The 24,291-nt window shown below is 39.8% G+C and carries 25 protein-coding genes and 1 other annotated feature; of the genes, 16 read left to right on the top strand and 9 right to left on the bottom strand.

The features are described from left to right. Positions 1 to 120: 120 nt before the first annotated feature. Positions 121 to 1,371 (bottom strand): IS110 family RNA-guided transposase, encoded by a 1,251-nt coding sequence (locus tag J9537_RS18225; protein WP_028020802.1) that lies wholly within the window; start codon positions 1,369 to 1,371, stop codon positions 121 to 123. A gap of 393 nt (positions 1,372 to 1,764) precedes the next feature. On the opposite strand from J9537_RS18225, the gene J9537_RS18220 reads away from it, so the two are divergent. Then, positions 1,765 to 3,972: a Cna B-type domain-containing protein gene (locus J9537_RS18220; RefSeq protein ID WP_148405786.1), complete on the top strand. Its 2,208-nt coding sequence runs from the start codon at positions 1,765 to 1,767 to the stop codon at positions 3,970 to 3,972. Between the two features lie 1,067 nt (positions 3,973 to 5,039). After that, a complete protein-coding gene (locus J9537_RS18215) occupies positions 5,040 to 5,501 on the top strand; it encodes a hypothetical protein (protein ID WP_028020801.1) in 462 nt (153 codons plus the stop codon). A 195-nt stretch (positions 5,502 to 5,696) separates the two neighbouring features. Next, positions 5,697 to 5,945, top strand: a binding site (T-box leader). A gap of 97 nt (positions 5,946 to 6,042) precedes the next feature. On the opposite strand, the gene J9537_RS18210 is transcribed toward J9537_RS18215, so the two are convergent. Next, on the bottom strand, positions 6,043 to 7,374 hold the full coding sequence (locus J9537_RS18210) for an ISL3 family transposase (protein ID WP_218256463.1): 1,332 nt from the start codon (positions 7,372 to 7,374) through the stop codon (positions 6,043 to 6,045). A 166-nt stretch (positions 7,375 to 7,540) separates the two neighbouring features. On the opposite strand from J9537_RS18210, the gene J9537_RS18205 reads away from it, so the two are divergent. The 4 genes from J9537_RS18205 (at position 7,541) to J9537_RS18190 (ending at position 10,878) form a co-directional block, all read left to right on the top strand. Next, positions 7,541 to 8,761 carry an NAD/NADP octopine/nopaline dehydrogenase family protein gene (locus J9537_RS18205; RefSeq protein ID WP_028020800.1) on the top strand — a complete coding sequence of 407 codons (1,221 nt, stop codon included), beginning with the start codon at positions 7,541 to 7,543 and terminating at the stop codon, positions 8,759 to 8,761. After that, positions 8,761 to 9,519, top strand: a complete 759-nt coding sequence (locus J9537_RS18200) for an aspartate/glutamate racemase family protein (protein ID WP_028020799.1) — start codon at positions 8,761 to 8,763, stop codon at positions 9,517 to 9,519. Before J9537_RS18205 ends, J9537_RS18200 begins: the two co-directional genes overlap by 1 nt. Before the next feature lie 48 nt (positions 9,520 to 9,567). Then, entirely contained in the window at positions 9,568 to 10,410 is an 843-nt protein-coding gene (locus J9537_RS18195) for a MetQ/NlpA family ABC transporter substrate-binding protein (protein WP_060789460.1), read from the top strand. A gap of 216 nt (positions 10,411 to 10,626) precedes the next feature. After that, the gene (locus J9537_RS18190) at positions 10,627 to 10,878 is read left to right on the top strand and encodes a hypothetical protein (RefSeq protein ID WP_028020797.1); all 252 of its coding nucleotides are present in this window, start codon (positions 10,627 to 10,629) and stop codon (positions 10,876 to 10,878) included. Between the two features lie 87 nt (positions 10,879 to 10,965). Here J9537_RS18190 and J9537_RS20835 read toward each other — a convergent pair whose 3' ends face one another. The 5 genes from J9537_RS20835 to J9537_RS18165 all read right to left on the bottom strand — a co-directional run bounded on the left by J9537_RS20835 (position 10,966) and on the right by J9537_RS18165 (position 12,683). Beyond that, positions 10,966 to 11,019, bottom strand: a complete 54-nt coding sequence (locus tag J9537_RS20835) for a hypothetical protein (protein WP_231371736.1) — start codon at positions 11,017 to 11,019, stop codon at positions 10,966 to 10,968. A gap of 120 nt (positions 11,020 to 11,139) precedes the next feature. After that, positions 11,140 to 11,751 (bottom strand): DUF2922 family protein, encoded by a 612-nt coding sequence (locus J9537_RS18180; protein WP_060789461.1) that lies wholly within the window; start codon positions 11,749 to 11,751, stop codon positions 11,140 to 11,142. Between the two features lie 48 nt (positions 11,752 to 11,799). Further along, on the bottom strand, positions 11,800 to 12,183 hold the full coding sequence (locus tag J9537_RS18175; RefSeq protein ID WP_028021004.1) for a hypothetical protein: 384 nt from the start codon (positions 12,181 to 12,183) through the stop codon (positions 11,800 to 11,802). 66 nt (positions 12,184 to 12,249) lie between these two features. Beyond that, a complete protein-coding gene (locus tag J9537_RS18170) occupies positions 12,250 to 12,462 on the bottom strand; it encodes a DUF2922 domain-containing protein (protein ID WP_028021003.1) in 213 nt (70 codons plus the stop codon). A gap of 11 nt (positions 12,463 to 12,473) precedes the next feature. Further along, entirely contained in the window at positions 12,474 to 12,683 is a 210-nt protein-coding gene (locus J9537_RS18165; protein WP_028020996.1) for a hypothetical protein, read from the bottom strand. A 682-nt stretch (positions 12,684 to 13,365) separates the two neighbouring features. Here J9537_RS18165 and J9537_RS18160 point away from each other — a divergent pair. Both J9537_RS18160 and J9537_RS18155 read left to right on the top strand, forming a co-directional pair. Beyond that, positions 13,366 to 13,761, top strand: coding sequence for a VOC family protein (locus tag J9537_RS18160; RefSeq protein WP_028020587.1), 396 nt, complete (start codon positions 13,366 to 13,368; stop codon positions 13,759 to 13,761). A gap of 28 nt (positions 13,762 to 13,789) precedes the next feature. Continuing rightward, on the top strand, positions 13,790 to 14,137 hold the full coding sequence (locus J9537_RS18155; RefSeq protein ID WP_028020588.1) for a hypothetical protein: 348 nt from the start codon (positions 13,790 to 13,792) through the stop codon (positions 14,135 to 14,137). Positions 14,138 to 14,495: 358 nt separating this feature from the next. Here J9537_RS18155 and J9537_RS18150 read toward each other — a convergent pair whose 3' ends face one another. Beyond that, complete coding sequence (locus tag J9537_RS18150; RefSeq protein WP_373278400.1) at positions 14,496 to 14,597, bottom strand: type I toxin-antitoxin system Fst family toxin; 102 nt, start codon at positions 14,595 to 14,597, stop codon at positions 14,496 to 14,498. Between the two features lie 265 nt (positions 14,598 to 14,862). Here J9537_RS18150 and J9537_RS18145 point away from each other — a divergent pair, with 265 nt between their 5' ends. Then, positions 14,863 to 15,333, top strand: coding sequence for a hypothetical protein (locus J9537_RS18145; protein ID WP_028020589.1), 471 nt, complete (start codon positions 14,863 to 14,865; stop codon positions 15,331 to 15,333). Positions 15,334 to 15,491: 158 nt separating this feature from the next. Here the strand turns inward: J9537_RS18145 and J9537_RS18140 are convergent, their stop codons facing one another. Then, the gene (locus J9537_RS18140) at positions 15,492 to 16,601 is read right to left on the bottom strand and encodes an ABC transporter ATP-binding protein (RefSeq protein ID WP_218257424.1); all 1,110 of its coding nucleotides are present in this window, start codon (positions 16,599 to 16,601) and stop codon (positions 15,492 to 15,494) included. Positions 16,602 to 16,858: 257 nt separating this feature from the next. On the opposite strand from J9537_RS18140, the gene J9537_RS18135 reads away from it, so the two are divergent. The 7 genes from J9537_RS18135 to J9537_RS18110 all read left to right on the top strand — a co-directional run bounded on the left by J9537_RS18135 (position 16,859) and on the right by J9537_RS18110 (position 24,280). Next, positions 16,859 to 17,803, top strand: a complete 945-nt coding sequence (locus J9537_RS18135; RefSeq protein WP_028020591.1) for an ABC transporter permease — start codon at positions 16,859 to 16,861, stop codon at positions 17,801 to 17,803. A 10-nt stretch (positions 17,804 to 17,813) separates the two neighbouring features. Then, positions 17,814 to 18,737, top strand: a complete 924-nt coding sequence (locus J9537_RS18130; RefSeq protein WP_028020592.1) for a carbohydrate ABC transporter permease — start codon at positions 17,814 to 17,816, stop codon at positions 18,735 to 18,737. Between the two features lie 23 nt (positions 18,738 to 18,760). Beyond that, positions 18,761 to 20,221, top strand: coding sequence for an ABC transporter substrate-binding protein (locus tag J9537_RS18125; RefSeq protein WP_060789578.1), 1,461 nt, complete (start codon positions 18,761 to 18,763; stop codon positions 20,219 to 20,221). 225 nt (positions 20,222 to 20,446) lie between these two features. Beyond that, positions 20,447 to 21,061, top strand: a complete 615-nt coding sequence (locus J9537_RS18120) for a YesL family protein (RefSeq protein ID WP_060789577.1) — start codon at positions 20,447 to 20,449, stop codon at positions 21,059 to 21,061. Further along, a complete protein-coding gene (locus tag J9537_RS20730) occupies positions 21,054 to 21,314 on the top strand; it encodes a hypothetical protein (protein WP_245001331.1) in 261 nt (86 codons plus the stop codon). The genes J9537_RS18120 and J9537_RS20730 overlap by 8 nt, the downstream gene beginning before the upstream one ends. Continuing rightward, on the top strand, positions 21,265 to 22,785 hold the full coding sequence (locus J9537_RS18115) for a sensor histidine kinase (RefSeq protein ID WP_245001330.1): 1,521 nt from the start codon (positions 21,265 to 21,267) through the stop codon (positions 22,783 to 22,785). Before J9537_RS20730 ends, J9537_RS18115 begins: the two co-directional genes overlap by 50 nt. Beyond that, positions 22,775 to 24,280, top strand: a complete 1,506-nt coding sequence (locus J9537_RS18110; RefSeq protein WP_245001329.1) for a response regulator transcription factor — start codon at positions 22,775 to 22,777, stop codon at positions 24,278 to 24,280. Before J9537_RS18115 ends, J9537_RS18110 begins: the two co-directional genes overlap by 11 nt. The last annotated feature ends 11 nt before the right edge of the window (positions 24,281 to 24,291 follow it).

Here is a 24,291-nt window from a genome sequence, read left to right as displayed (position 1 = left end):
CAAGATAGAAATTTAAAAAAATGAGTTAGATTTTCAAAGATTAGACCGCACTGAACTAGACCCGACGAAAATTCAAATTTTTTCGGGCTGATTACGAGGTTTTGTGCAAATAACTTTGCGTTATTTTTCTATCACCACCTTCGTTGGCTGATAGAGTTGACCGTTGCGTAGTAGCACATCGATCAAGCGCACAAATTTTCTTCCGGTTAAGACGAGCGCTCGCTTATGTTTGTGTTTAGGTACTTCATTTTTCTTTTTTTGGTAGTACTCTTTAAATTCTGGAAGCGTGATTCTTACTCGATTGGTGGCTTCAATTAAGTAGTAACGAAAATAGCGATTTCCAGAACGATTTAGTGGTGTGTTTTCAGATTGAGAGTTTCCCGATTGATTCTTAGTCCAAGTTAGACCCGCATACTTTGCTAATTTAGATTGATCGTCAAATCGTTCGATTTGACCAATCTCAGCGATTAAGCCTGCGGTATAAACAGGCCCTAAACCTGGGACGCTTAACAAGCATTGGGCCTCTGGAATTGTTTCAAGTAAGGCAGTAATGGCTTTTTCGATTTCTTTAATCTGTTTTTTTAGAAATTTGATTTCATTGGCTATTATTCCTAACACAAGATCAATAGAGTTCTTGGTTACTTTACCTAAACGATAAGAACTACGAACAGCTTTTTTAATACTTTTGACAAGTTGCTCTGGATTTTTGAATCGACCTTTTCCTAGCTTTTGAAGTAATTCGGCTGCTTCTTCCAAAGGCATTTCTGAAAATTCGTCTAAGGTAATGTCCTCTGTTAGGAGGTTCATAATCGTAGTTCCGAATACGGAAGTTTTATTGTCTTCATTCGCAAGTTCTTTTGATAAGGTGTTACATTTATACGTTAGATTTTCTAAAAAATGTTGTTTGGCTTCTACCATTTGAGTTACTAATTGATAACGAGATCTTGTCAATCGTTGAAGACCAACATAGATTTCTTCTTTAATAGGAGATAGTGTATGAAGATCTACTCGCAGATAATCGGCTATGATCCGTGCATCAATTTTATCTGTTTTATCCTGATCAAACATTCTTGAATACTGTTTGATTCTATAAGGATTTTCTACAGTAACTTCGACAGGTAACTGCTTTAAATCTTCATCTAAGTAGAAAAACATTGATGGATGAAAACTGTAGACAGAGGTTGATTCCATGCCTATGACAATTCGACTGAAATCGCAGGTTTCTTGGTAATTCAGAATTTTTTGTTTGATTTCACTAGCTCCGATCAAATCGTTGCTAAGTGAATCTTCAAATAGAATTTCTTTTGAATCTGTTAAAAAACAAGTATCTAATTTTTGAGAGCTAACATCTAAACCGATAAATAATTTCATGGAAGGGCCTCCTTTCGTAAATTATTTGGAAATACTTAGCTATTGAAGTTTATCCCTGAACCTTACTGGATAACCGCAGTCTCGCTTAATAGTACTCAATTGTTTACTTTCTAAAAGCCACTCTATTTCCTACTAGAAATAGTATAAAAAGTAAACGGTACAGCTAATGGGTTTGAGGCATGATAACCAATAAGTCGGGATGCAGGCTTTCTGCTGTAGTCATAGCTACAAAGGAAAATAGCAGTGTTTCGATAGACCATTTCCACAAGTCTATTATTCAGGAACAAAAGTCAATAGCCAAGGTTTTAAAGTTATTTAATAAGGAATAACCCGAAAGGGTGACTGGAACGATGAAAATCGTTTCAAAATATATATTACGAGAGGGAATAAAAAATGAAAAAAAGGGTATCTTTATATTTGAGTCTCGTCATCATGATCAGTTCATTTTTGACAGTCTCGTTCATTGCGTTGGCAGAAACAACTGACTCAAGCCAAAGCACACAGCAAACGCTCCACAATGACTCTGAATCAGTAGTCAACAAGATTAATGAGGATGCTTTATCGGTCTCAACTCAAAAGGAGAAGGAAGTTGTTTCTTCAAACTCTCAAGAACAAGCTACTTCAACAAGCGAGAAAATAGATCGAAGACAGCAATCCAATTCAACTACTAATCAACCACGAGGCCCCTCATCTCGGAAGGCAGTTGCTAATATCGTGGATAGTATTTCTTTAACCGATTCGGCAGGCAATCCTCTGACTGAAGTCACTCAATATACGGAGATTCGGGTGAACATTGCTTTTTCATTGCCGAATAATGAAGTGAGTAACGGTGACACAAGTACAATCACATTGCCATCAGAATTCATGTTAGAAAGCAATATCACATTCAATGTGACTAATGACTCTGGAGATATAATAGCTGTTGCAAACACAAATGCTAGCAATAATACAGTTACATTGACCTATACGTCTTTTGTCGAAGAACACTCCAATATTTCTGGAAAATTGTATTTTATTAGTAAAATTGATACCAGCACAGTAGAGAATAAAACGGATGTTCCTATATATATTGATGTTGAGGGTGAACAGATATTTGCCGGGGACATTCATTTTGAGAATCAAGGAGATGATGAAAATGAAAAATTTTCGAAGTTTTCTTGGTTTACAAATGCTGAAGGCACAGAAATATACAATGAATTACGAGTAAATCCATCTGGAAATACTTACTCGGATGTAACGATAGAGGATATTTTAAAAACCGATGGATTGTCTTATATGAAAGACACATTTTCCATTAAAGTAGGCAATTGGGAATTAAATAGTAATCATATTTGGATTTTTGAAGAAGAAGAAAATGTTACGGACCAATACACTATTGAGTTTAGTGAGAAGGGATTTTCGATTCATTTAGGAGATATAGGAAATAAAGAGTACCAAATATCTTATAAAACAAAATCGGACCACGAACCTATTGAGGGTGAAAAATTTACAAACTATGCTCGTATGACTGATAATCAAGTCGTTATAAACGATGTCGAGGTAACTCGAACTTATCAATCAGGTAGTGGTGAAGCAGATGGGTACAACTACACAATTGAGATCCATAAAACAAATGAAACAAATGAACGATTAGCAGGAGCGGTATTTGAGATTACTCGAGATAGAACAGGAGTAGTTGTGGGAACTATTGAGACAGATGAGAACGGTCACGGACTCATCCATCAGTTATTGAAGGATAGTTATACCCTGAAAGAAACCAAAGCTCCTCCTGGATATGTTTTATCAAGTGATGAAATTAAGATTTCTCCTGATGATTTTGGAAGTGATCGATCCGTTTTAAAAACAATCATAAATAAAAAAGAAACGCCTACGATAAACGTTTCTGGAGTAAAAAAATGGGAAGACAACAATAATCAAGCGGGAAAAAGACCAGAAACGATAACAGTAAATCTATTGGCAGACGGCCTACAAGTTGATTCAAAGAAAGTAAGTGAAGCCGACAATTGGTGTTATGAGTTTAAAGAGTTACCAAAATTTAACAAGGATCGTGAAATTATTTATACAGTAACAGAGGATAGTGTGGCACACTATACAACCCAAATAAAAGGTTTCGATATTACGAATACGTATCAAGACGGAAAAACAAGTCGCACGGTTACGAAACATTGGGAAGATAATAACGATCAAACCCATCTTCGCCCAGAGAATATCATGATTCAGTTATACGCGAATGGTCAGAAGCAAGGGGAACCAGTGCAATTGAGCGAAAAAATGAATTGGACGTTTACTTGGGATAATCTCGACTTGAATGATCCGTTTGGAAACCCAATTCAATATACGATTAAAGAGGTAGCTATTCCGGCTGGCTATACAGCATCAATAGCTGGAGAAAAGACTGGGAACCTGTTGATTACGAATACACTTAAAAAGAAAGCCGAAAAAAATAACTCGGAAAAAACGCAGGACACAACAACTTCTTTTACTAGTTATGGGTTACCAAGAACCGGTGAAGAAAAAGGTTGGTGGCTCACCATAGTGGGTGGACTTTTAGTAGCGAGCATAGGCGGAGGACTATATTTGAGAAAGAAAGCAAAGGAATAATTTAGCTAAAATGAAGAAGCATCCCTTCCTTATTTCGTTCATCGATGTTTAAGTCTGTGTAAAAGCTTATCAGTAGAATAAAAAAAGCGTTCCTATTATGAAGGATTCCCTATAAAGTAGAAAAGGAAAAAAATTCCAAAACTACTTTATAGGGATTTTTGTGTCAAGAATTTTTGAGGAAGAAGGATTCGGCCATCCCTTTTGTTATGTAACCTACGAGTTATGATAAAAGGGAAAAAGGTGAAAAAACTACGCTTGTTTCCCTAACTCTTTATCTACGAAGCATAAAGAATTCTCTTGCAGCCAAAGCATGAATTCTATCTGAATGGATGATTTTTCTAAAAAGATCTTCGGGGTCAACATTGAACACATTCATTGGGGGAGCATCGACTGTCCCTCAATGAGAAAATCTTAGCGTGTCATCAGAATCAGGCATCCTTGTCATTTTTGGTTTTCAAATTTTAAGCAATTGTTTACAATTGTTCTTTAGTGCTGAACAAGCATTACCGATAAAAATATTATCATATCGAAAATGTAATGTAGCATAAATGAAATCCATAAATTTCTTGTTCGAATATAGACGCCAGTCATAAACAATCTTTCGACGCCAATGATAGTTGCAGCAGATAGAGTGATTCGCATAGTCATGAAAAAAATCAACATTTGAAATACTTTTTTTCAAAAGAGAGATTCTTTTTATGATAGTTAAGAAGCACCTTTTGTGAAGGAAATCTAAACTATTTCCGCTGGATTTATTAATTAGTAAAGGGGATAGCAAAGAAGATCTTTCAAAAAAATCGACACTGTTTATAAGAAAAACAAGAACAGACTGGGAAGAAGAATCAACGAGGATGGAACAAAAGTTGCTTTCTCGTCAAACTATTTTGTGTACCCAATAATTCTACAATTTACTAATGAAGCCATTAAGAGTCACCCATGCGGTGAAGTAATTTCTGTCTTCACTCGTTTACGACTGAAGAGGCCGTGAATAAATGAGGTAGTTTTCCAAGTAAGATTCCTATAAAATAAATGGTAGCTAAATAAATTTTAATGGTGGAGGAGATAAAATGGCTAGTGCAGAATGGTATCAAAAAAGAGACGGGCAAGCAGAGCACTTGGTTTATCTGGATAATGAAGGAAAAGAACTAGAAAAACTGATAAATGGGACAAAATCAATGATTATCCGCGGCGCTGCAGGAAAGAAAAGCCCGCTTGGTGGTCGAGCAAAAGAGGGGGACATTCTCTATTTTGTTGAAAAAGGTGGAAATTTAGAAGTAAATTATCGCGGTGTTTTAACCAAGGTAGTAGAAAAATATAAAATGACCCCTGAAGAATCTACAGCGTTCATCAAAGGTTTTGGAGAAGCACTTAATTTATCCGAAAAGCAAAAGACGAGATGGTACGGGAAAAAGTGTATAGGACTCTATGAGGTCGACCATTTAGAGCAGATCGAGCCCTTTTATTACAATAGAGAAAAGAATATGGATGATTGGGTTATTACCGATGATATCAATGATATTAAAAAATAAGTATGATTTTGTTCCTTACTAGTTTTGTGGCTTTGTTCGTCCAACTGCATTAATAATTCATCGAATCGAACACCTAGCAGCCCAATTCATTTTAATCAAAGCAAGAGATTCTCGATCTCACTAGAGAATAATTTTTACTATTCAATGTTGACATTTAGGAGCAACTAACCTATTATTGTGTTTAAATTAAAATATAATTAAGCAACGATAAGAAGAGTAGCAATGTAAGATTTCCAGAGAGTCTCTGTTTGGTGAAAAGAGATAGTCAAGCCTTGTGAAAATGGTCTTTGAGCGTTAGCTATCGAGGGAGCAATCTTTAGATACTACGGGTTCACCCGTTACAGTGATAGGTTATCGAATATTTTTCTGTAACCGAAAAGCGACTTGCTGTAAAGGCAAGTAATGAAGGTGGTACCGCGATAAGGTATGTTTATCGTCCTTGATTTGTATTTTGAATACAAATCAAGGACGATTTTTTTGGGCTCTTCGTCAATGAGTGTTGGTGAAGAAATTCAATAGAATAATCAAGTCATTCACACGGCTAGGCAGCTCTTTTGTCTAGCCGTGTTGTCGTTCTGGTCTTGTTCATTTGGGTGGTTTTCTTGAAATACTTTCCGCGATACAAAAAGATTCGTTCTCGGTAGTTTTGGAAGTTTCTAAAGCCATAGGCCATTCGTTTTAGTACTTTGATATGGTTGTTCAAACATTCCAGTGGCCCGTTGGAATAGGGAACCCGCAACGCGCGTTTGATTTCTGTTTGGTACTTTTTGAAGGTCGTAATCACTGGTTGGTAGTGTTCTGGTAACTCTTTGTAATTTTCCTTTAAAAGCTTCGTGAAATCAGGAACATCTCGTCTTCTGATAGCGGACAGAAAGTGCTGATAGACTTCGTAGCCTTGCTTTAAGGAGTCATCGTAAGACAACAGGCGATCGACGATTTCTGCTTCCGTTAGATGTGCCCGAAAAGAAGGTCGCCAGTAGCGGTGTCTCCCCTTCAATTCCCACGCATTCTTCTGAAGCAGTTTCCAGTATTTCTTTAAATGTTTTGATCGACTGTCGCCTTTTCTAAAGGACTTCATTATCTGAATTCGGTGATTGGTAAATGCTCGGCCAATGTGTTGACTGATATGAAAGCGATCGGCGACGATTCGGGCATTCGGAAAACAATCTTTCACCAATGTACGATAGGGTGTATAGAAATCTGAAACCACTAGACGTACTTGTTCCCGTACCTTTCTGGGATAACGCAAGAAATAGTCGCGTAAAGGATCGAGTTGACGATTTTCCACAATGTCGATCAGTTGATGGGTTTTGCCATCCATCATGACAAAGCTCATAGCACCCGAGACATTTTTCACTGATTTGAATTCATCAAAACACAACACTTCTGGCAGTGGCTGGTTCAAAGAAATGGTTTTAGGCCGAAGGCTGCGAAGGATCCGAATAACCGTTGTTGGAGAAACGTGTTTCATGCGTGCGATCAAGGACATAGAAAGAGGCTCACTTAATAGTTCGAGAACGGCTTGTTTGACTCTGCGGGCAATGGAGCAGTGACGATCACTAACCGAATCTTCGGCTAAAAAAGTTTTCCCACAGTGTTTACACTTAAAGCGTTGCTTGTTTATCCGCAGAATCGTCTTGTAGTTACTGACGTCATTTAATAAGATAGAGACTTTCTTCCAGCCCCATTTAATGATCGTTTGATCATTTTCATAGCGGCAATGAAAGCATTCTTCTGGTCGATAGGTTAATGTGCCATCAAAAACAAAACAGGTCTCGTCCTTGATTCGCTCTTTGCGAAAGGCATTCTCATGAAAGGTAAGATTTAGGTCTAGAATATCTAGTAACTCTTTGGTAAACTCTGAATAGGACATCTTGAAACACTCCTTTGAATGGTTTTCGTCGACTTTATTCTAAAGGATTTCAAGGTGTCTGTTTGCGTTTATTAGAAAAAAAGAAAAAGTGTTGGCAACAGAAGGTGTCACCAACACTAGATATTATAGAGCCTTTTTTTGTTTTAAATACAAAGGAGGAAAAGAAATGAGTAATGAGAAAAGAAATAATGCTACGCCAATTGCTGTGTTGGGAGGCGGAGCGGCCGCAAAGGCAATTGCTGCGGATTGTGTGTTAAGTGGGAACCAAGTCAATATTTGTGATTTACCAAATTTTGCTGAAACAACGTTAGAAAATATCGAACGTACGGGGATCCTGCTTACAGGAAAGCAAAATAATAAATATGGATTCAAGCGTTCCGGCCAAGCCGATTTGAATAAAATCACCACGAATGTAAAAGATTGTGTTGCCGGCTGCAAGCTGATTATTGTTGCGGTGCCATCGATTGCTCACGATGCCTTTTTCGAAGAATTGGTCCCTGCTTTAGAAGACAATATGATTGTTCACATTATTCCAGATAATTTTGGCTCGTTAAAGTTGCGAAAGAAAATGCGTGAAAGTAATTGCGACAAATCTGTCGTCGTTGGCGGCTGGTCCAGTGCTCCTTATGGTGCGAGGGTCGTTAAGGAAGGGGGCGTATTAACCCCGGAAGTCAGCTTGATGTATCGGGCAATTACCCTGCGGGGGGCTGCTTTGCCCATAACAGACCAAGAGCTTTTTTTACAAAGTACACAGGCGTTAGGCTGCTTTGACACCATCACAAACGGAGACGGGCCAATCGGGGGAAAGACAGTATTAGATATCGGGTTTAGTAATGTGAATCCCGTTCTGCATTGTCCAGGAACAATCTTAGGCGTCGGTGTCATGGAGAATTGGGGAAGAGTTTTTGGAGGGAATGATAAAAGCACCTACTCAATTTATTCCCATGCCTATTGCGAATCGATTTCGGAAGTACAATATGCCTTTTATTTAGAAGAAGTGGCTTTAGCTGAAGCAATCGGAGTGGATCTTCAGCGTTTCCCAAAGAAAAATTTCCTTTCGAGAACGAGTATTTTGGGACCTGAATATATGGGAGAGGAGTGTATCGTTCCCTTTGATGAACAATTTGAGATGGCTATTGGAACAGGTCCCTTCAGTATCCATGATCGTTATATTACAGAAGACATACCTGTCGGCTGCCATATCTATCATGAATTAGGGAAAAAATACAATGTTGAGACGAAAGTGATCGATAGTATGATTACGTTGGCCTCGGTGATGACTGGACGAGATTTCTTAAAAGAAGGCTTAACCTTAGAAGATTTAGGTATTGGGCATTTGGATCAAAAGGCGCTATTAAATTATTTGAATCGAGGAGTGATAGAGTGATGAGAAGGAGCAATCTTCAAACAGAAGCAGAGTTGTCCTCCACGGTTCAATCTGCACCCACTCCATTTTCCGGCTATGCGATCGGGATTATTGCGGTCAATTTAATTTATCCTAAACTACCGGGCAATGTAGCTAATGCGACGACCTTTGACTTTCCAGTTCTATATGAGGTGGTTGATTTTGAAATTGAACAATTGTTTGAGGGAAGCGAACATATCAAGGATCAAATTATCAATGCTGCTAAAAGGCTTGAAAAACAAGGAGTACGAGCAATTGTTGGTGCCTGCGGCTACTTTGGTCATTTTCAAGAGACAGTAGCAGAAGCGGTAGCCATCCCTGTATTTTTGTCCAGTATCAGTCAGGTTCCGCTTATAAAAATAGGACTCAAAAAAAAGCAGAAAATCTTAACCTTGGTAGCTAGCGGGAAAGATATTGACGACGCCTTTTTTAGTTCAGCCGGTGCAGACTTATCGGATTGTGTTATTTGCGAGATTGGTGCGCTAGAAAGCTTTTCTGCGATTCGTTGGGGAAGAACCGTATTGGATAATCAGAAGCTTGAAGCAGACTTGGTTGAGACGGTGAAGAAAGAACTGAGTAAATCTTCTGAAATCGGAGCGGTTTTGCTGGAATGCAGTGACCTGCCACCATATTCTTATGCCATTCAACAGGCATCCGGACTGCCAGTGTTTGATTTTATCAGCTTAATAAAATGGGTATATTCGGCGGTAGTCCAAACCAGATACTACGGTCATTTTTAAGGAAATGCTACAAACGTGGTTAATAAAAAGTAAAAGGGGAAGAAATGTATGAAGAGAAAGGCAATTTATTTGGCAAGCTTATTGACAGTCATTCTAATACTGACTGGCTGTTCTAAGGCCTCAACAAGCGAAAAAAAAGAAGATACGCTGGTGATTGGCACCTTGACCACACCTCATGGAGAAATACTGGAGCATGTGAAACCCTTATTGGAAAAGGAAGGCGTCACATTGGAGATTAAAAACTTCGACGATTATATCCTCCCCAATAAGGCGTTAGCGGATGAAGATATTGACGTGAACTATTTCCAGCATGTTCCTTTCTTTGAACAAGCAATCAAGGAAAATGAGTATAAATTTGCGAATGCTGGAGCCGTTCATGTCGAACCAATGGGCTTGTATTCAAAAAAGATCAATTCATTGGATGAGTTGAAAAATGGCGCGACGATCATCACCTCGAATTCGGTCTCGGATTGGGGAAGAATCATTACGATTCTTCAAAAGGCTGGCCTAGTCAAGGTGAAGGAAGGGATAAACTTAGAGACTGCCAGTTTTGATGATATTGCAGAAAACCCGAAAAATTTGAAATTTGAGCATTCTATTGACCCCTCTCTTTTAACTAGTGCCTACACGAATGAAGAAGGCGATCTGGTTGCCATTAATGCCAATTTTGCCTATCAAGCTAAATTGAATCCAGTAAAGGATGCGATTCTGTTAGAGGAAGATAATTCGCCTTATGGGAACATTATTGCTGTGCGGGAAGAAGACAAAAACGATCCGCGAATTAAGAAATTGACAAAGATTTTGCATAACAAAGAGGTACAAAATTGGATATTAAAAAAATGGGACGGTTCTGTCAAGCCGGTTTCTCTTGAGAAACAAGCCGGTGAATAATTTTCAATACAGTGTGGGTGTGGAAAGAAGGCGGAGTTTCTAATCAATAGAAGCTTCGTCTGTTTAGATTATATATCTTGTTGCGCTAGTGATTTTATAAGTTTTCTCATCTGTGTTTTGGACCTTGTACAAAAAAACTAAACGAACAGTCACTAAAAGAGTTACACTTATGATAATAGCAAGTAAAAACGTAGAGGGAAGAAAGGAGTATAAAACATGGAAGAACTCTATAAAAATGCTCACCGATTTTGTACAGGGAACAGAGAATTATTAAAAAAATCTGGACTCTGTGGCTGCTTTTATTGCGGGCTGCTCTTTGATTATGAAAGGATTGAGTCATGGATTCAGGATGCTTCAGGTGATACGGCAGAGTGCCCTAACTGCGGCATTGATTCTGTTTTACCTAAAAGTGATCACTACACTTTATCAGAAGAATTTTTAGAAAAAATGAGAGAAGTCTGGTTTTGACCTAGGAGTTAGAACTGGCGATTACGAATGTTTGAAAATGACACCTGCGACAACCAACATTGCCGCAGGTGTATTTGTCTCTAGTCGTCATGGATCACGCCCGCTCAGCCAGTGGTTGACCAGGGCGATGATCAGCCCCACAAAGAGCGGAGCGAGGACATATCGAATCAGCTCGCTCAAGGTGCATCACCTCCTCTCTGATGTGGAGGCTGACAACTCAAGCAAGAGACCTACGCGTAATTTATTTGAGAAGGGCAGAATTTAGCTGCTGGGATCACCGTTTCGAGAACGGATATCTGGATCGTCCTTGTTTCGATTGATTTTTTGACGAATCCAAGCGAGAAGCCCTTTTTGTGGAGACTCTTGTTCTTCAATACCTGACTGTTCAGTTAAAGTTTTTCCAGCAGAAGGTAATTCTAATGATGTAATCGTCTTTTCTCCGATTTGTGGTGCAGGTATTATTAATGAAAGGGAGTCGTTTCTCGTTTCTGCTGGTTCTTCCAAAATTTTAGCAATCGCAGTTCTCGATGTATTAAACAAATAGTCGTAGCTGTTTCCTGTTTTAACAGCGGGCATTTCCGGTTCTTTCTCTATTTTTGGAGAAGGAACCGTTTTTTCTTTTTCACAAGGGCGGTCTTCTTTAGGTTCCTTTTCTTTATCAAAAATCTCGGTTTCTTTAGTAGTAATGATCTTCGCCGTCACCACGGAATCAAATAGTTTTACGCCATTTTCTTCAAAAATATCCAACGTCGTTAAGAGTTCGCAAGCTTCTTTGATTACTGGTATTGGCAGATCATTCTTTAGATTGTTATATTTCCAGTCATGTGTTTTTCCCAGACCGTTGGTAAAGGTCGCCACTAAATCCTGTCGCATAGCTGTATTTTCCTTTCTCAAATTTTTCTTTACGTAGGTCATCTTCTATCAAGGTTCATTCGTTTCATCGGGACGGACTTTGGCAATCAAGGAACGGACAAGGGACACGGCTTTTTCACCGAAGTTTCGGACAGGGAAGGTTCTCATTTTCAACGTTTGCCATTCAGGCGCCATGAAGTAATCTTGAAAGTAGTAGAAGAAGCGCTTCATGGTGCGAGTAGCCTTGGTGTTCATAAAAATCTCACGGACAAGATCCTTCAAAATGAAAGCAAACTCTTCCGCACCTAGCTGGTGCCGTATTTTCAAAGTGAGAATGTATTTAATCGTTAAGCTGCTGTTTTGTGTACTGTAGTAATACTCTTTGATACGTTTTTCCAAGGTGGTTGATTTCAAATTGAATAATTGGCGGTACGAAAGGGTTTGTTCATTCATGGGATGGTGTCCTCCTTTTTTTTAGTAGAGGAAGGCGGCTAAGCCGCGCCTCCTCAAGTGTATTCATTAAAAAATAATTGTCTCGACCGTTTCTACATATTTGGCGCTGACGACTTCGTTATACAACTTTTCGCCATCTCTATTGAACAAATGTAGCAACGTCATTTTTTCTAAGATACTGCGGATATCCTCTGGCGCTTTACCTTCTCCTGGGTTTGGATAGCTCCACGTTTGTGAGCGACCGCCGCTGGTTTTAAAGATCGATACAAGTTTTTTCATCTAGTTTCCTCCTAATTTTTTGTCACACGAGATTGGCTGGTGATGATCACGCCATCTAACAAGGTGTCGTCTTGGTCTAGCTCTGTCATGATTTCCCCTAGTTTGATGATTTCTGCTTCCTCAGGGTTGTCCACAACGTTTGAAAAAGTGATTTTCTTTAGTTTTTCCACTCCAGGGACAGACAATTGGACTTGCAATTTGGTGCTTAGTTTTTGGATCATGTTTATTCCTCCATGTGTTTTTTGTTCCGGCCGGTGACTTAACGATAAGGCACAAAACAAAACTAGGTCAAAACCGCGAAAATTACATTTAGGGGTCAATTTTGCAGGGTTAGCGACCAAATTTTTTTGAAGAATCCCGATTTCATAGGCTTTTGAAAAAAAGAAGCACCCAATCCCCTGCAAAATTCAGGGCCAAATGCAGAATTCGGCACTTTGACAACGAAGAGGGGTGTATGCTTAGTTGATAAAAATTGATATATCAATGTTTTTAGTGAGGAATTCTGTTGAACTTTTCTTAAAAAATACTTGAGACAAACTGATTATTTTTATTGTACTTAATGTTTTCTTAATATTTAGCTTTCATGAAAAGAGGAGGAATTCAATTTTTATCTCTCACGAAATATAGTAAAATAGAGTCTCAAGATAAAATGGATGCGCTGCCAAAAGCCTAGTTATAGTTGATCGAATTTCCTTGGAAACAAGATAAACCCTACTACCTAAAAAGATAGCTGTCTCAGAAAAAATTCATACGTTCACAGGTGGTTGTAAGCTTTCGCAACTCGCTGCATACGCAATTGAAGAAACGTATACGGATCTAGCCATTGAGGATAAGGTGTGGGTTGGTGGCTAATTATTTCAACGATAACTTAGTAAAAAAACAAAGCCAAAGGAGCGATAAAGCATGGTGACACCGTACATTCTATTTAACAAACAATGCGAAGAGGCGATGCGGTATTATGAAGAAGTCTTTTCCGGAGAAAAACTAACAATCCAAAGGTACCAAGACTACATCCCAGAAGGCGTGGAGGAAGACGTGAGTAACTATGTTCTTCATGGAGAAATGGAGTTGTTTGGTTCGCCGTTTACCTTTGCGGACGAATTTTCAATTCCGTTTCAAGTGGGGAATAACGTTCACTTGACGGTAAATCCAAGCGATGTTGAAGAGGCGGCAGCGATGTTTGATGCGCTGAAAGAAGCGGGTGAGGTCTATCTTCCACCGACCAAGACCTTTTACAGCCCCTTCCATGGATCAGTTAAAGACAAATACGGCATTGTATGGAACATGATTGTCGTTTGATAGAGCCAGCAAAACAAGGAGACAAACGATGGATAAAAAAACGGAACCTTCAAAACAAAAGGTAGTCTACATTTTGCCTTCGACAGTAGTGAGCAGTGCGGGCAGCCGAATGTTTGTGTTCTCACAGTATCGTGAACCGATTGCGAAGATGCAGGTACACTTTGGCGAGAATTATCAAGTGACATCCGCCTTCATCGACAAGATAAAGGTCTTTGAGGAAGATACGATCTATTTAATCCCTGAACAGCTGCGTCATGTGGTGAACAGTCAGAAGATTCCAAAGAAGCTCATGGTGCCTTCGAATATTTTCGCTGAAAAAGTGTTGGAGGACATCCGCCGAGAAGTTTTGGTTCTGCAGCTGCGTAGGCCAATTTGAAGTTATATGAATTAAATCAATGAAAAACATGTATGAACCGCTTTTCACTTTTTAAAATGTGGCATTTACTTAATAAAAAAATAGAGGCAGATCTTTTTTATAAGGATTGTAGTTGCCAAGTAGTTTAGTTGTACTATAATGATGATTAAAAGCGTGTAGATACTCGATGACACGAATTGTTTATGGCTGAAGTGAGAAATTGAGTTTTCACTGTTTTCATGATAAAATGTATTTGCGAAACGAAATTAAATCTTTCAGCACCACTAAAAAAAGCCGTCCCCTGACTGCGACGAAAGGGAACGGCTATTTTTTCGTTCGCTGCGAGTACGAACGATCAGGCTAGAATAGCAACCTGCTTTTAGTTATCGTCTTTGTCCTTCTTATCTAGCCATGAAGAAAATAGTTTACTAACTATACCTACGAAAATAGGTGCGACAACCAACGAAATTAAATCTTTCAACAACCTCACCACCCAACGTGGCAAGTTGCCTGTGTTAGTATATCATACGAGGAAGATTAGAGAGCAATAATCCTAAAATTCCTAGTATCATCGAATATTTTCGCTGAAAAAGTGTTGGAGGACATCCGCCGAGAAGTTTTGGTTCTGCAGCTGCGTAGGCCAATTTAAGGTGAAAGACCGATATTTTTTGGTGTGAATCGCTCTTTTAATTATAAAGGTAACGCGAACAATATGTATTCCTTTGGATGAAATCAGGAGGTTTAGTGTGGGGAGATACAGGAACAAACTTTTAGGGTTATTATTTCTATTGCTCTTGATTTTACTATTGCTTGTGGTACCAAGAAAGAATTCGCCTAATAAGACGACACAAAAAATATCAACTGTTCATTCCTCCTCGGTTATGCAACCTATTAACACAGCTGAATTTTTGGAGAGTTTTTCCGGAAAGTGGGAATCAGAGGAGCTATCTCAGGTAATTGAGTTCAAAAAAATAGACAATGATTTTATTCTTGAGATAAAAAATGCGAAGAATCCTAACGAGGATGAAAGGGTTGAGTTTGAAGTTGTAGAACATTTAACTTCAGACAATCGGTGGATGCTAAAACCACTAAAAAGAACAGATTCTAGGTTTATTCTCAAACAGTTGTCCCAGAATGAGATAGTTTTCTTTTCAACAACAACTAGAGAGAAAACAGAAGGGGTCTCAAAACCAATAAGTTATTTCAGAGTGGAGTAATACGATTTGGTGAATATTTTCAGACGGTTTTATTGACTACTTGATTCAAATAGTAAAAAAAGATAGTAAAACATCCCTAGTAAAATCAAAATCTTCATTCGATTTTGGTTTACTAGGGATGTTTGATTTTTGGTAATGAAGAGTTTAAGAAGCGGCTTCTAACTCACCTCGATGATTTCTTCTGTTTCTTTATCGAAGAAATGGCTCTTGTTCAAGTTAAAGGCCAAATCGATTTTTTTTCCAGGTTGGTGGAAATCACGAGCATCTACCCGCGAGATAAATTCGGTTTCGCCAACACGAGAATAGAGCATAGTTTCAGCACCTAATAACTCGGAAACGACGATTTCCGCTTTTACGGTGGCTTCTGGGGCAGTATCGATCGCGATTTGTTCAGTATGGATGTCTTCTGGGCGGATACCGAAAATCAATTCTTTGCCTTCGTAGCCCTTTTCAACCAAGAGGTTATTTTTTCCTTCAGGAATGGTTAGACGCAATCCTTGGTGGTCAGTGATGACTCCTCGCGATAAGGTGACATTGAAGAAGTTCATTGCAGGAGAACCAATAAAGCCTGCCACGAAGACATTTTTTGGAGAATTATAGACCTCGATCGGCGAACCAATCTGCTGAATAAAGCCATCTTTCATGATCACGATTCGATCTGCCATGGTCATTGCCTCGGTCTGATCATGGGTCACGTAGATCGTCGTTGTTTTTAAACGGCGATGCAATTTCGCAATTTCCGCTCGCATCGCTACCCGCAGTTTGGCATCCAAGTTGGACAAAGGCTCATCCATCAAGAAAATCTGAGCATCTCTGACAATAGCTCGGCCTAGAGCGACCCGTTGACGCTGTCCGCCAGATAGAGCTGCAGGTTTTCTGTCTAGATAGTCCGTCAAGCCTAAAATCTCCGCCGCATTATCAACGCGTTTTTTAATTTCCTGCTTGTTGATTTTCCGTAATTTTAGACCAAAGGCCATATTGTCAAAGACCGTCATATGAGGATATAGGGCATAGTTTTGAAAAACCATGGCAATGTCGCGGTCTTTCGGCGCCACCTCATTCATGATTTTTCCACCAATCGAAAATTCGCCTTCTGAAATATCCTCCAATCCGGCAATCATGCGTAAAGTGGTTGATTTTCCACAGCCGGAAGGACCGACAAAGACGATGAATTCCTGATCCTTTACATCCAAATTAAAGTCTGTTACTGAGTATTTGGGATTGTTGTCATATTGTTTATAGACATTTTTTAAAGCCATTTCAACCATTCGTGGTTCCTCCAATTCGTTCATCCTTCAATTATTCTTTCCCACTTTCTTCAAAAAAACAAATTAATAGTAGGTATCGCTTTCATTTACTTTAATAGAAAAAATGGAAAAAGAAGCTATCTACGTTTTATCACAATTACTTTCGATCAAAAATGACTTTCTCTACTTTCCTTTAATTTGTTGCAACATACCTTAAATTTGTTCATTACTTCTACCGATAGAAAGCGATATCATTACTTTCGAAAGGAGTTGAAGGGATGCAGAAAAAAAAGAAAGTCGGTTTTTGGCAGAATGTCTGGCGTTATAAAGCGTTGATCTTAATGGCGTTGCCGGGGTTCCTCTGGTTCATATTATTCTTTTATATTCCAGTGTTCGCCAATGTCGTAGCCTTTAAGAATTTTCACATTTCACCAAACGGCTTTATTGATAGTTTGATGACGAGTGAATGGGTCGGCTTTGATAACTTCAAATTTTTATTCGCTTCACAGGATGCCTGGTTGATTACTCGCAACACACTTTTATACAACATAGTATTCTTGGCATTTAATTTGTTCTTCGCGATTTCATTTGCGATTATCATGAGCGAGTTGCGAAATAAAAGATTAGTGAAGGTTTACCATACGATGTCATTGCTGCCATATTTCTTGTCGTGGGTAGTCATCGGGTATTTCGTTTATGCCTTCTTGAGCCCTGATAAAGGGATCATCAATCATTGGTTGACCAATGGCGGGAAAAATCCAATCAATTGGTACAATGATCCGACTTGGTGGCCGTTGATTTTCGTCATCATGAATGTTTGGAAGAGTCTCGGCTACAATAGTATCATTTACTATGCTTCTGTCATGGGAATCGACCCGACGTATTATGAAGCGGCGATGGTAGATGGCGCCAGCAAGTGGCAACAGATCAAAAATGTTACCATTCCTCAAATCGTTCCAATGATGCTTGTTTTGTTAATCATGAACATCGGGGGGATTTTTCGTGCGGATTTCGGAATGTTCTACAATGTTCCGCGAAATTCCGGCGCGCTGTATCAAGTGACATCGGTCTTAGATACGTACATTTACAACGGCTTAACGTCGACGGGTGATCTGGGAATGTCTTCGGCGGCCAGCCTGTATCAATCGGTTGTGGGTGCGATACTGCTGCTGATGGCGAACTTTGTCGTTAGAAAAGTTGAACCAGATTCAGCACTATTTTAGGAGGCACTCAATGAAGAAGAAAAAAATCAATAAAGTTGAAATTCGCTCTTTTAATCCGACAGTCAATTTGATCTTTAATATTGTGATGGCGTTGTTTGCGATTTCTTGTGTTTTGCCGTTTTTCTTTGTCATCATGATTTCACTGACGCAGGAAGCCTCATTAGCGGAGATGGGCTATCGTTTCTGGCCAAAAGAATTTTCGATGGCAGCCTATAGTTATATTTTTGCGGGGGAAATGAGCAAGAAAATTTTTCAGGCATTTGGCATCACCGTTTTTGTAACAGTATTGGGAACAGTGGTGAACGCCTCGATGACGTCGCTATATGCGTATGTCATTTCTCGCTCTAACTTTCCCTTCAGGCGTTTTTTCACGATTTTTGCTTTAATCACGATGCTGTTCACGCCAGGGATGGTGGCCACTTACTTAGTGGTTAAAAATCTGTTGAACTTGAACGACACGATTTGGGCATTGATCATGCCCCTCGCATTAGGGCCATTCAATATCTTAGTGATGCGTTCGTTCTTTAAAAAGACGGTTCCCGATAGTATTATTGAGTCTGCGCGAATCGATGGGGCTAGTGAGATGCGGATTTTTACTAAGATCGTCTTGCCGCTAGCGGTTCCTGGAATTGCGACCATTAGTCTTTTTGCAGCTTTAGGCTATTGGAATGACTGGTTAAATGCGTTGCTGTATATCCAAAAAGATAGTCTTGTTCCATTACAATATTTGTTGATGAAGATCCAAAATGATTTGGATTTCTTGGCGCGAAACGCTGGTCTCGGTGCTCAGATTCAAGGAGGACTAGCGGCGTTACCGAGCGAGTCGGCTCGGATGGCAATCGTTGTGGTTTCAACCCTGCCGATTGCGTTAACCTATCCATTCTTCCAACGGTATTTTGTTGGAGGCTTGACAATTGGCGGAGTCAAAGAATAAACAATACAGAAAGAAGTGGAAAAATGAAAGCGTGGAAAAAAGTACTAGGGATAGCGACCATCGCACTTGCGACCGTTGGCTTGACGGCCTGCAGCTCGGCAAATTCAAAGGAAGCCAGCGGCGGAGATTCAAAAACATTGTTGATGTATCAGGTAGGAGATAAACCAGATAACTATGATGAATTGATGAAGATCGCCAACAAGCAGATCAAAGATAAGATCGGCGTAACGATTGACTTACAGTACATTAGTTGGGGTGATTGGGAAAAGAAAATGCCGACGATCATTAACTCGGGAGAGAGCTATGACCTCGCGTTTGCTTACCAATACGTTGCGAATGCACAAAAAGGTGCCTTTGCAGATCTGACGGAGCTTTCGAAGACCCATGCCAAAGAATACATGGATCAATTGCCAGAGACCTACAAAAAAGGCAATGAAGTTGATGGAAAATTGTACGCGATTCCAGTATACGGAAATACGTGGGCGCAACAAGTATTGACCTTTAATGACCAGTTCGTGAAGAAATACAATCTGGATATCAGCAAAGTTGACGGGTCTTACGAATCAGCAACCAACGTCTTAAGACAGTTCCACGAAAAAGAACCAAATATCGCGGCGTTTGCGATTGGTCAAAACTTTAAAGCATCTGGCAACTTCGACTATCCATTAGGAAAGGATTATCCGTTTGCTGTCAAGGTGGATGCGGAGGGGTCACCGAAGATCATCAATCAATACGAAGATCCTCAATTCCAGAAGAATTTAGAAGTGTTGCATCAATGGTATCAAGAAGGGCTGATTCCTTCAGATGCGGCAACAGATACAAAAGCTTACCCATTAGAAGGAAACACGTGGTTCATGCGTGAAGAAACACAAGGACCGTTGGATTATGGGGATACGATTATTTCTCAAGCAGCTAGTCAACCACTTACTTCTCGTCCGATCACGAACCAATTGAAAACAACGGCTCAAGCCCAAATGGCGAACTTCGTCGTATCGAATACTTCGAAAAATAAAGAAAAAGCAGTAGAATTTTTAAACCTGTTGAATACCGATCCTAAATTGTTAAATGGCTTAGTTTGGGGAATTGAAGGCGAAGCGTGGGAAAAAGTCGGCGATAAGAAGATCAAGTTGTTGGACGGCTACAAACCAAAGGCCCACATGGATGCATGGAATACTGGGAACAATATGCTTCTATATACTTCTGAAACAGTGACGGATGAAATGATCCAAAAACGTGATCAAAGTATTGAAGAAGCCGCAACGTCTCCAATTTTAGGCTTCAACGCTAAAACAGACGGGTTCAAAACAGAGCTATCTAACGTGATGAATGTCATGAACCGTTACGCAGCGAACTTGAATACTGGTTCGATTGATCCAAAAGAAAATCTGCCAAAATTGATCAAAGAATTAAAAGCGGCAGGCTGGGAAAAAGCCCAAAAAGAAATGCAAACTCAATTGGATCAATACATGAAAGACAATCAATAAACGTTATTCAAACATGAAACGCATCCTGTTGAACTGAATTCTGTAGATTTGCTTTCAAGGTCAAAACGATCTTGGAAGCAAATTCTTCGGTTCTCTAAGAAAAGGCTTTTATTTCTTCTTTATTATGAGATTCATGTTATTATATGACAAATGTCTAGATCTTAGTTCACACTCCTGTTGTGGATTAAGATTTGAACATTTTTCAGAAATGATGAGGTGAAAGACATGGCCAGTACAGGCATTCAACGGCTATTTTATGTAATCTGGACGATTATTAAATTGAATCTATATTTTCTTTTGTTTTCTTTAATGGGAGGCGTAGTTTTTGGCATCGGACCAGCCTTTCAAACGATGAACGACCTCCTGACAGAGCAAGGGATCAACTATCAAGAAATCACCTTCAAACGTTTTTTGAGCAGTTGGAAAAAGAATTTTAAACGGGGGAATCTGCATTTTAGTTTATTTGCAGCCTTGACCTTCGTGTTGGCCTACAACCTCTATTTAGCGGCACAGATCCAAGGATTGTTATGGATGATCATTACGTTTTTATTGTTCTTTGTGCTGTTGCTAGTCGGAGTGCTGTTTCTTTATACAACTCAGTATGAGACCAGCTATGATATTTCTACCGGGAATTTATTGAAATTAGCCTTTATTAGTGTCTTTTTAAATTTTGGTGTTTTTTTAAAAGTCTTGTTTGGCGTGGCCAGCATCTTTGTGCTGACTTGGTACTTCAAGAGTTTGATGCTATTTGCAACTTGTTCACTGCTAGTAATTTGGAGTGGGTATGCTACGAAGGACAATCGTCAGCTGGTGGATAAGAAGTTGAATTCCTATGGGTAAGGGCAGATTTCGATTGACGAAGAAAACACACTTAATGAATCGTTTGATGCAAGTATACAGCCTTCTGCTAATGGGAATCATCCTGCTGGTAGTGGCTGCTTTGTGCGTTTTTACTGCAGATTCGAATTACAAGAAATTGATGAACGATATGTACATTTTAGAAAACCGGATTCACAGCTATGCGACAGATAAGGAAAAATACCATGAGCTACCTTTACATGGAATTAGCCAGCTCCAATGCGGCGGTGGATAATGTTCGGAAATACTTAAATTTGTCTCCATCAGAATATTTTGAGTTTACCCAAAAATACTGGGACGATTATCAAAAGGATACGCGGGTTTCTTCCACGATCAGCGGATTTTTTACTGCCTTTCCTGATTTGGAGGAACTATTCGTCACCTTGGATGGCTCAAACAATTATTTGAAAGCGGATCAAAGGAATCATAACGGGCAAAAGCTACAAGGCAAGCTGCCGAAAAAGACGAGCTTTTTGATCAATCGTCCAATCGTGGATCAATATAGTTTTCAGACGATCGGCCAAATTTACGGTGTTTTTTCAGAGTCCGCTGTATTAGGCGATTTGGCTCAATCTTTAGTCGATGAAGGGATTGACGCATTTATCGTGGATAGTGCCGATCAAGTCAAATTCTCTACCCATCATCAAGTAACCGACAAGGAATATCAAGCATTGGTAAAAGGCATTGAAGGTCGTGGGGCTGTTCCGCAAGCGATTCGTAAGAATTACTATGTGATCGATCGGCAAACAAGCAAGACCTATTCGTATGTTTTAGTCGCGAACAAACAGGTTCTTTGGTGGAAAAATGTAAAGACCTTTAGCCTGATTATCCTATTAGGCGGTTTGCTGGCGAGCCTTCTTTTGCTAATCCTGCATCGCACCTTTAAACGCTATTTTCAGCAGGTGGAGACGATCGTGGGCATTACCCATAGTGTTGCGGAGGGGCGTCTGCAAGAACGAATCGATCTTGGGTTAGTCCAAGATGAGTTGCTTGATCTTTCGCAAGCGATCAATTACATGATTGACAGCTTGGATCAATACATCAAGGAAAACTATGAATTGGAGATTAAGCAGCGGGATGCTCACATGCGGGCGCTCCAATCCCAGATTAATCCGCATTTTCTGTACAATACCTTGGAGTATATTCGTATGTACGCGTTAAGTAAGCAACAAAAGGAATTAGCGGATGTGGTCTATGCCTTTTCAGCGTTGCTGCGGAACAATACGACTCAAGAAAAGACGACAAGCCTGAAAAAGGAACTATCCTTTTGCGAGAAATATGTCTACTTGTATCAAATGCGTTATCCGGATCGGGTTGCGTATCGTTTCACCATTGAGCCGGAATTGGAGCAACTGGTGATTCCGAAATTTAGTTTGCAGCCATTGATTGAAAATTATTTTGTTCATGGGATCGACTATACCCGCAATGACAATGCCATCAGTGTCAAAGCCTTTTTTGAAGGGGAAGATATCGTGATTCAGGTGATTGATAACGGAAAAGGAATGGAGTCAACATCCTTACAGCAATTACAAGCAAATCTAAGGATGCCTGAGGATCAGCAAACGTCGTCAATTGGGATGCGAAATGTCTATGAACGGTTGAAAAACTGTTTTGATGGTACATTCTCAATGTCTATCGAATCCCAGATAGATCGAGGGACGACGATTACGATTCGCGTGGAAGGGGGAAAAGCACATGTTGTATAAAGTTCTACTAGTCGATGATGAATATATGATTTTAGAGGGATTGAAGCAGATCATTCCTTGGGAGGAACTAGGCTTTGAAATTGTCGCCACCGCTCGAACCGGTACCGAAGCTTTGACATACTTGAGGGCTCATTCGGTTGACCTTGTCGTAAGCGACATCACGATGCCAGAAATGAACGGCATCCAAATGGTCGGGGCGGCGTATGAACGAGGAGATGAATTTGCCGCCATTTTTTTGTCAGGCTATCAAGAGTTTGAGTATGTAAAGGAAGGGATCCGACTAGGAGTGAAGGATTATTTAGTTAAACCCGTCGATCAAGAAGAACTCATGGAAGTTGTGACGAAGATAGAACAAGAGTTGACCGAACGCCAGCATCGCAAGGAACAGGAGCAGTTGTATAGTGAAAGCAGTATCGGTCGTTGGCTGAATGATGAGCTGAATGAGCAGGAGTTTCTTGAACTGATGGCGGACTTGGAGCTGCCCATACAGGGTCCCTTCACAGCAATCAAATTACTGAGTGATGCTCCACAGCTACAGGCAATCACACAACAGCTAAAAGAGAACCACCAGCGTTTGATCATCGCTGGAAGTTCTCAGCAAAATCAACAGATCACTTTGATTTTCCAAGGGGATGCAGAACAATTAAAACGTTTTTTGGCTGAGATAAAACGGCAATACCGGGACATCGTCATCTATACGGGAGAAACGATCCCCGATTGGGAAAACGTCTATGAAAGCTATGAAAAAGTCCGACAAATCGAAGCGTTAAAAGATTTTTATCCTGATTTACTGCCTAGTCATAAGCAGGATTTGGTAGAGAACTTGAATGAACAGGAATTTTCATTTTTAGGGTTTAATAAATCTTTGATGATCGGCGATGCGAAAACAATTCAACAAGAGATGGATACTATTTTTGAAGAAGCTCATCGGCAGCACCTTCAACCGGAAAATGCGCGGTATATTGCCTTTTTATTGTTCACTGACATTTCGCGTCAGTACCCGACGGCGACCAAAGTCATCTATGAAGAAACGATTCAGCAGATTCGCCAAAGCGAAACCGTCTATCGCTTGAAGCAAGTTTTGGAGAATGTCCTGCAAGCGGTAAGTGAACAACCGCTAGAAAAACAGATTTCAGAAGTTACCCAAGAGGTCATCGAAATGGTTTGTAAGGACTATACCAAGGACATTACATTAAAAATGGTCGCTGACACCCTGCATTTGAATGCGGTCTATCTGGGACAGCTGTTCAAAAAAGAAATGAACAACAGCTTTTCACAATATTTAAACCAGATCCGCATTAAAAAGGCGCAACAATTGCTGCTCTACAGCAATCAAAATATCAATGAGATCGCCGATGAGATTGGCTATAACAATACCAACTATTTTTCAAAAATGTTCAAAAAACTCAACGGCATCACCCCAAAAGAATTTCGTGAGCAGTATTTGAAGGAATATTCAAATGTTATTAGCGAAGACACGGAACAGGAGGGATAACTGGAATTCAA

The organism is Enterococcus raffinosus (assembly GCF_019175485.1).
GTDB lineage: Bacteria > Bacillota > Bacilli > Lactobacillales > Enterococcaceae > Enterococcus_A > Enterococcus_A raffinosus.
This window is presented reverse-complemented; position numbering and strand designations above follow the sequence as displayed.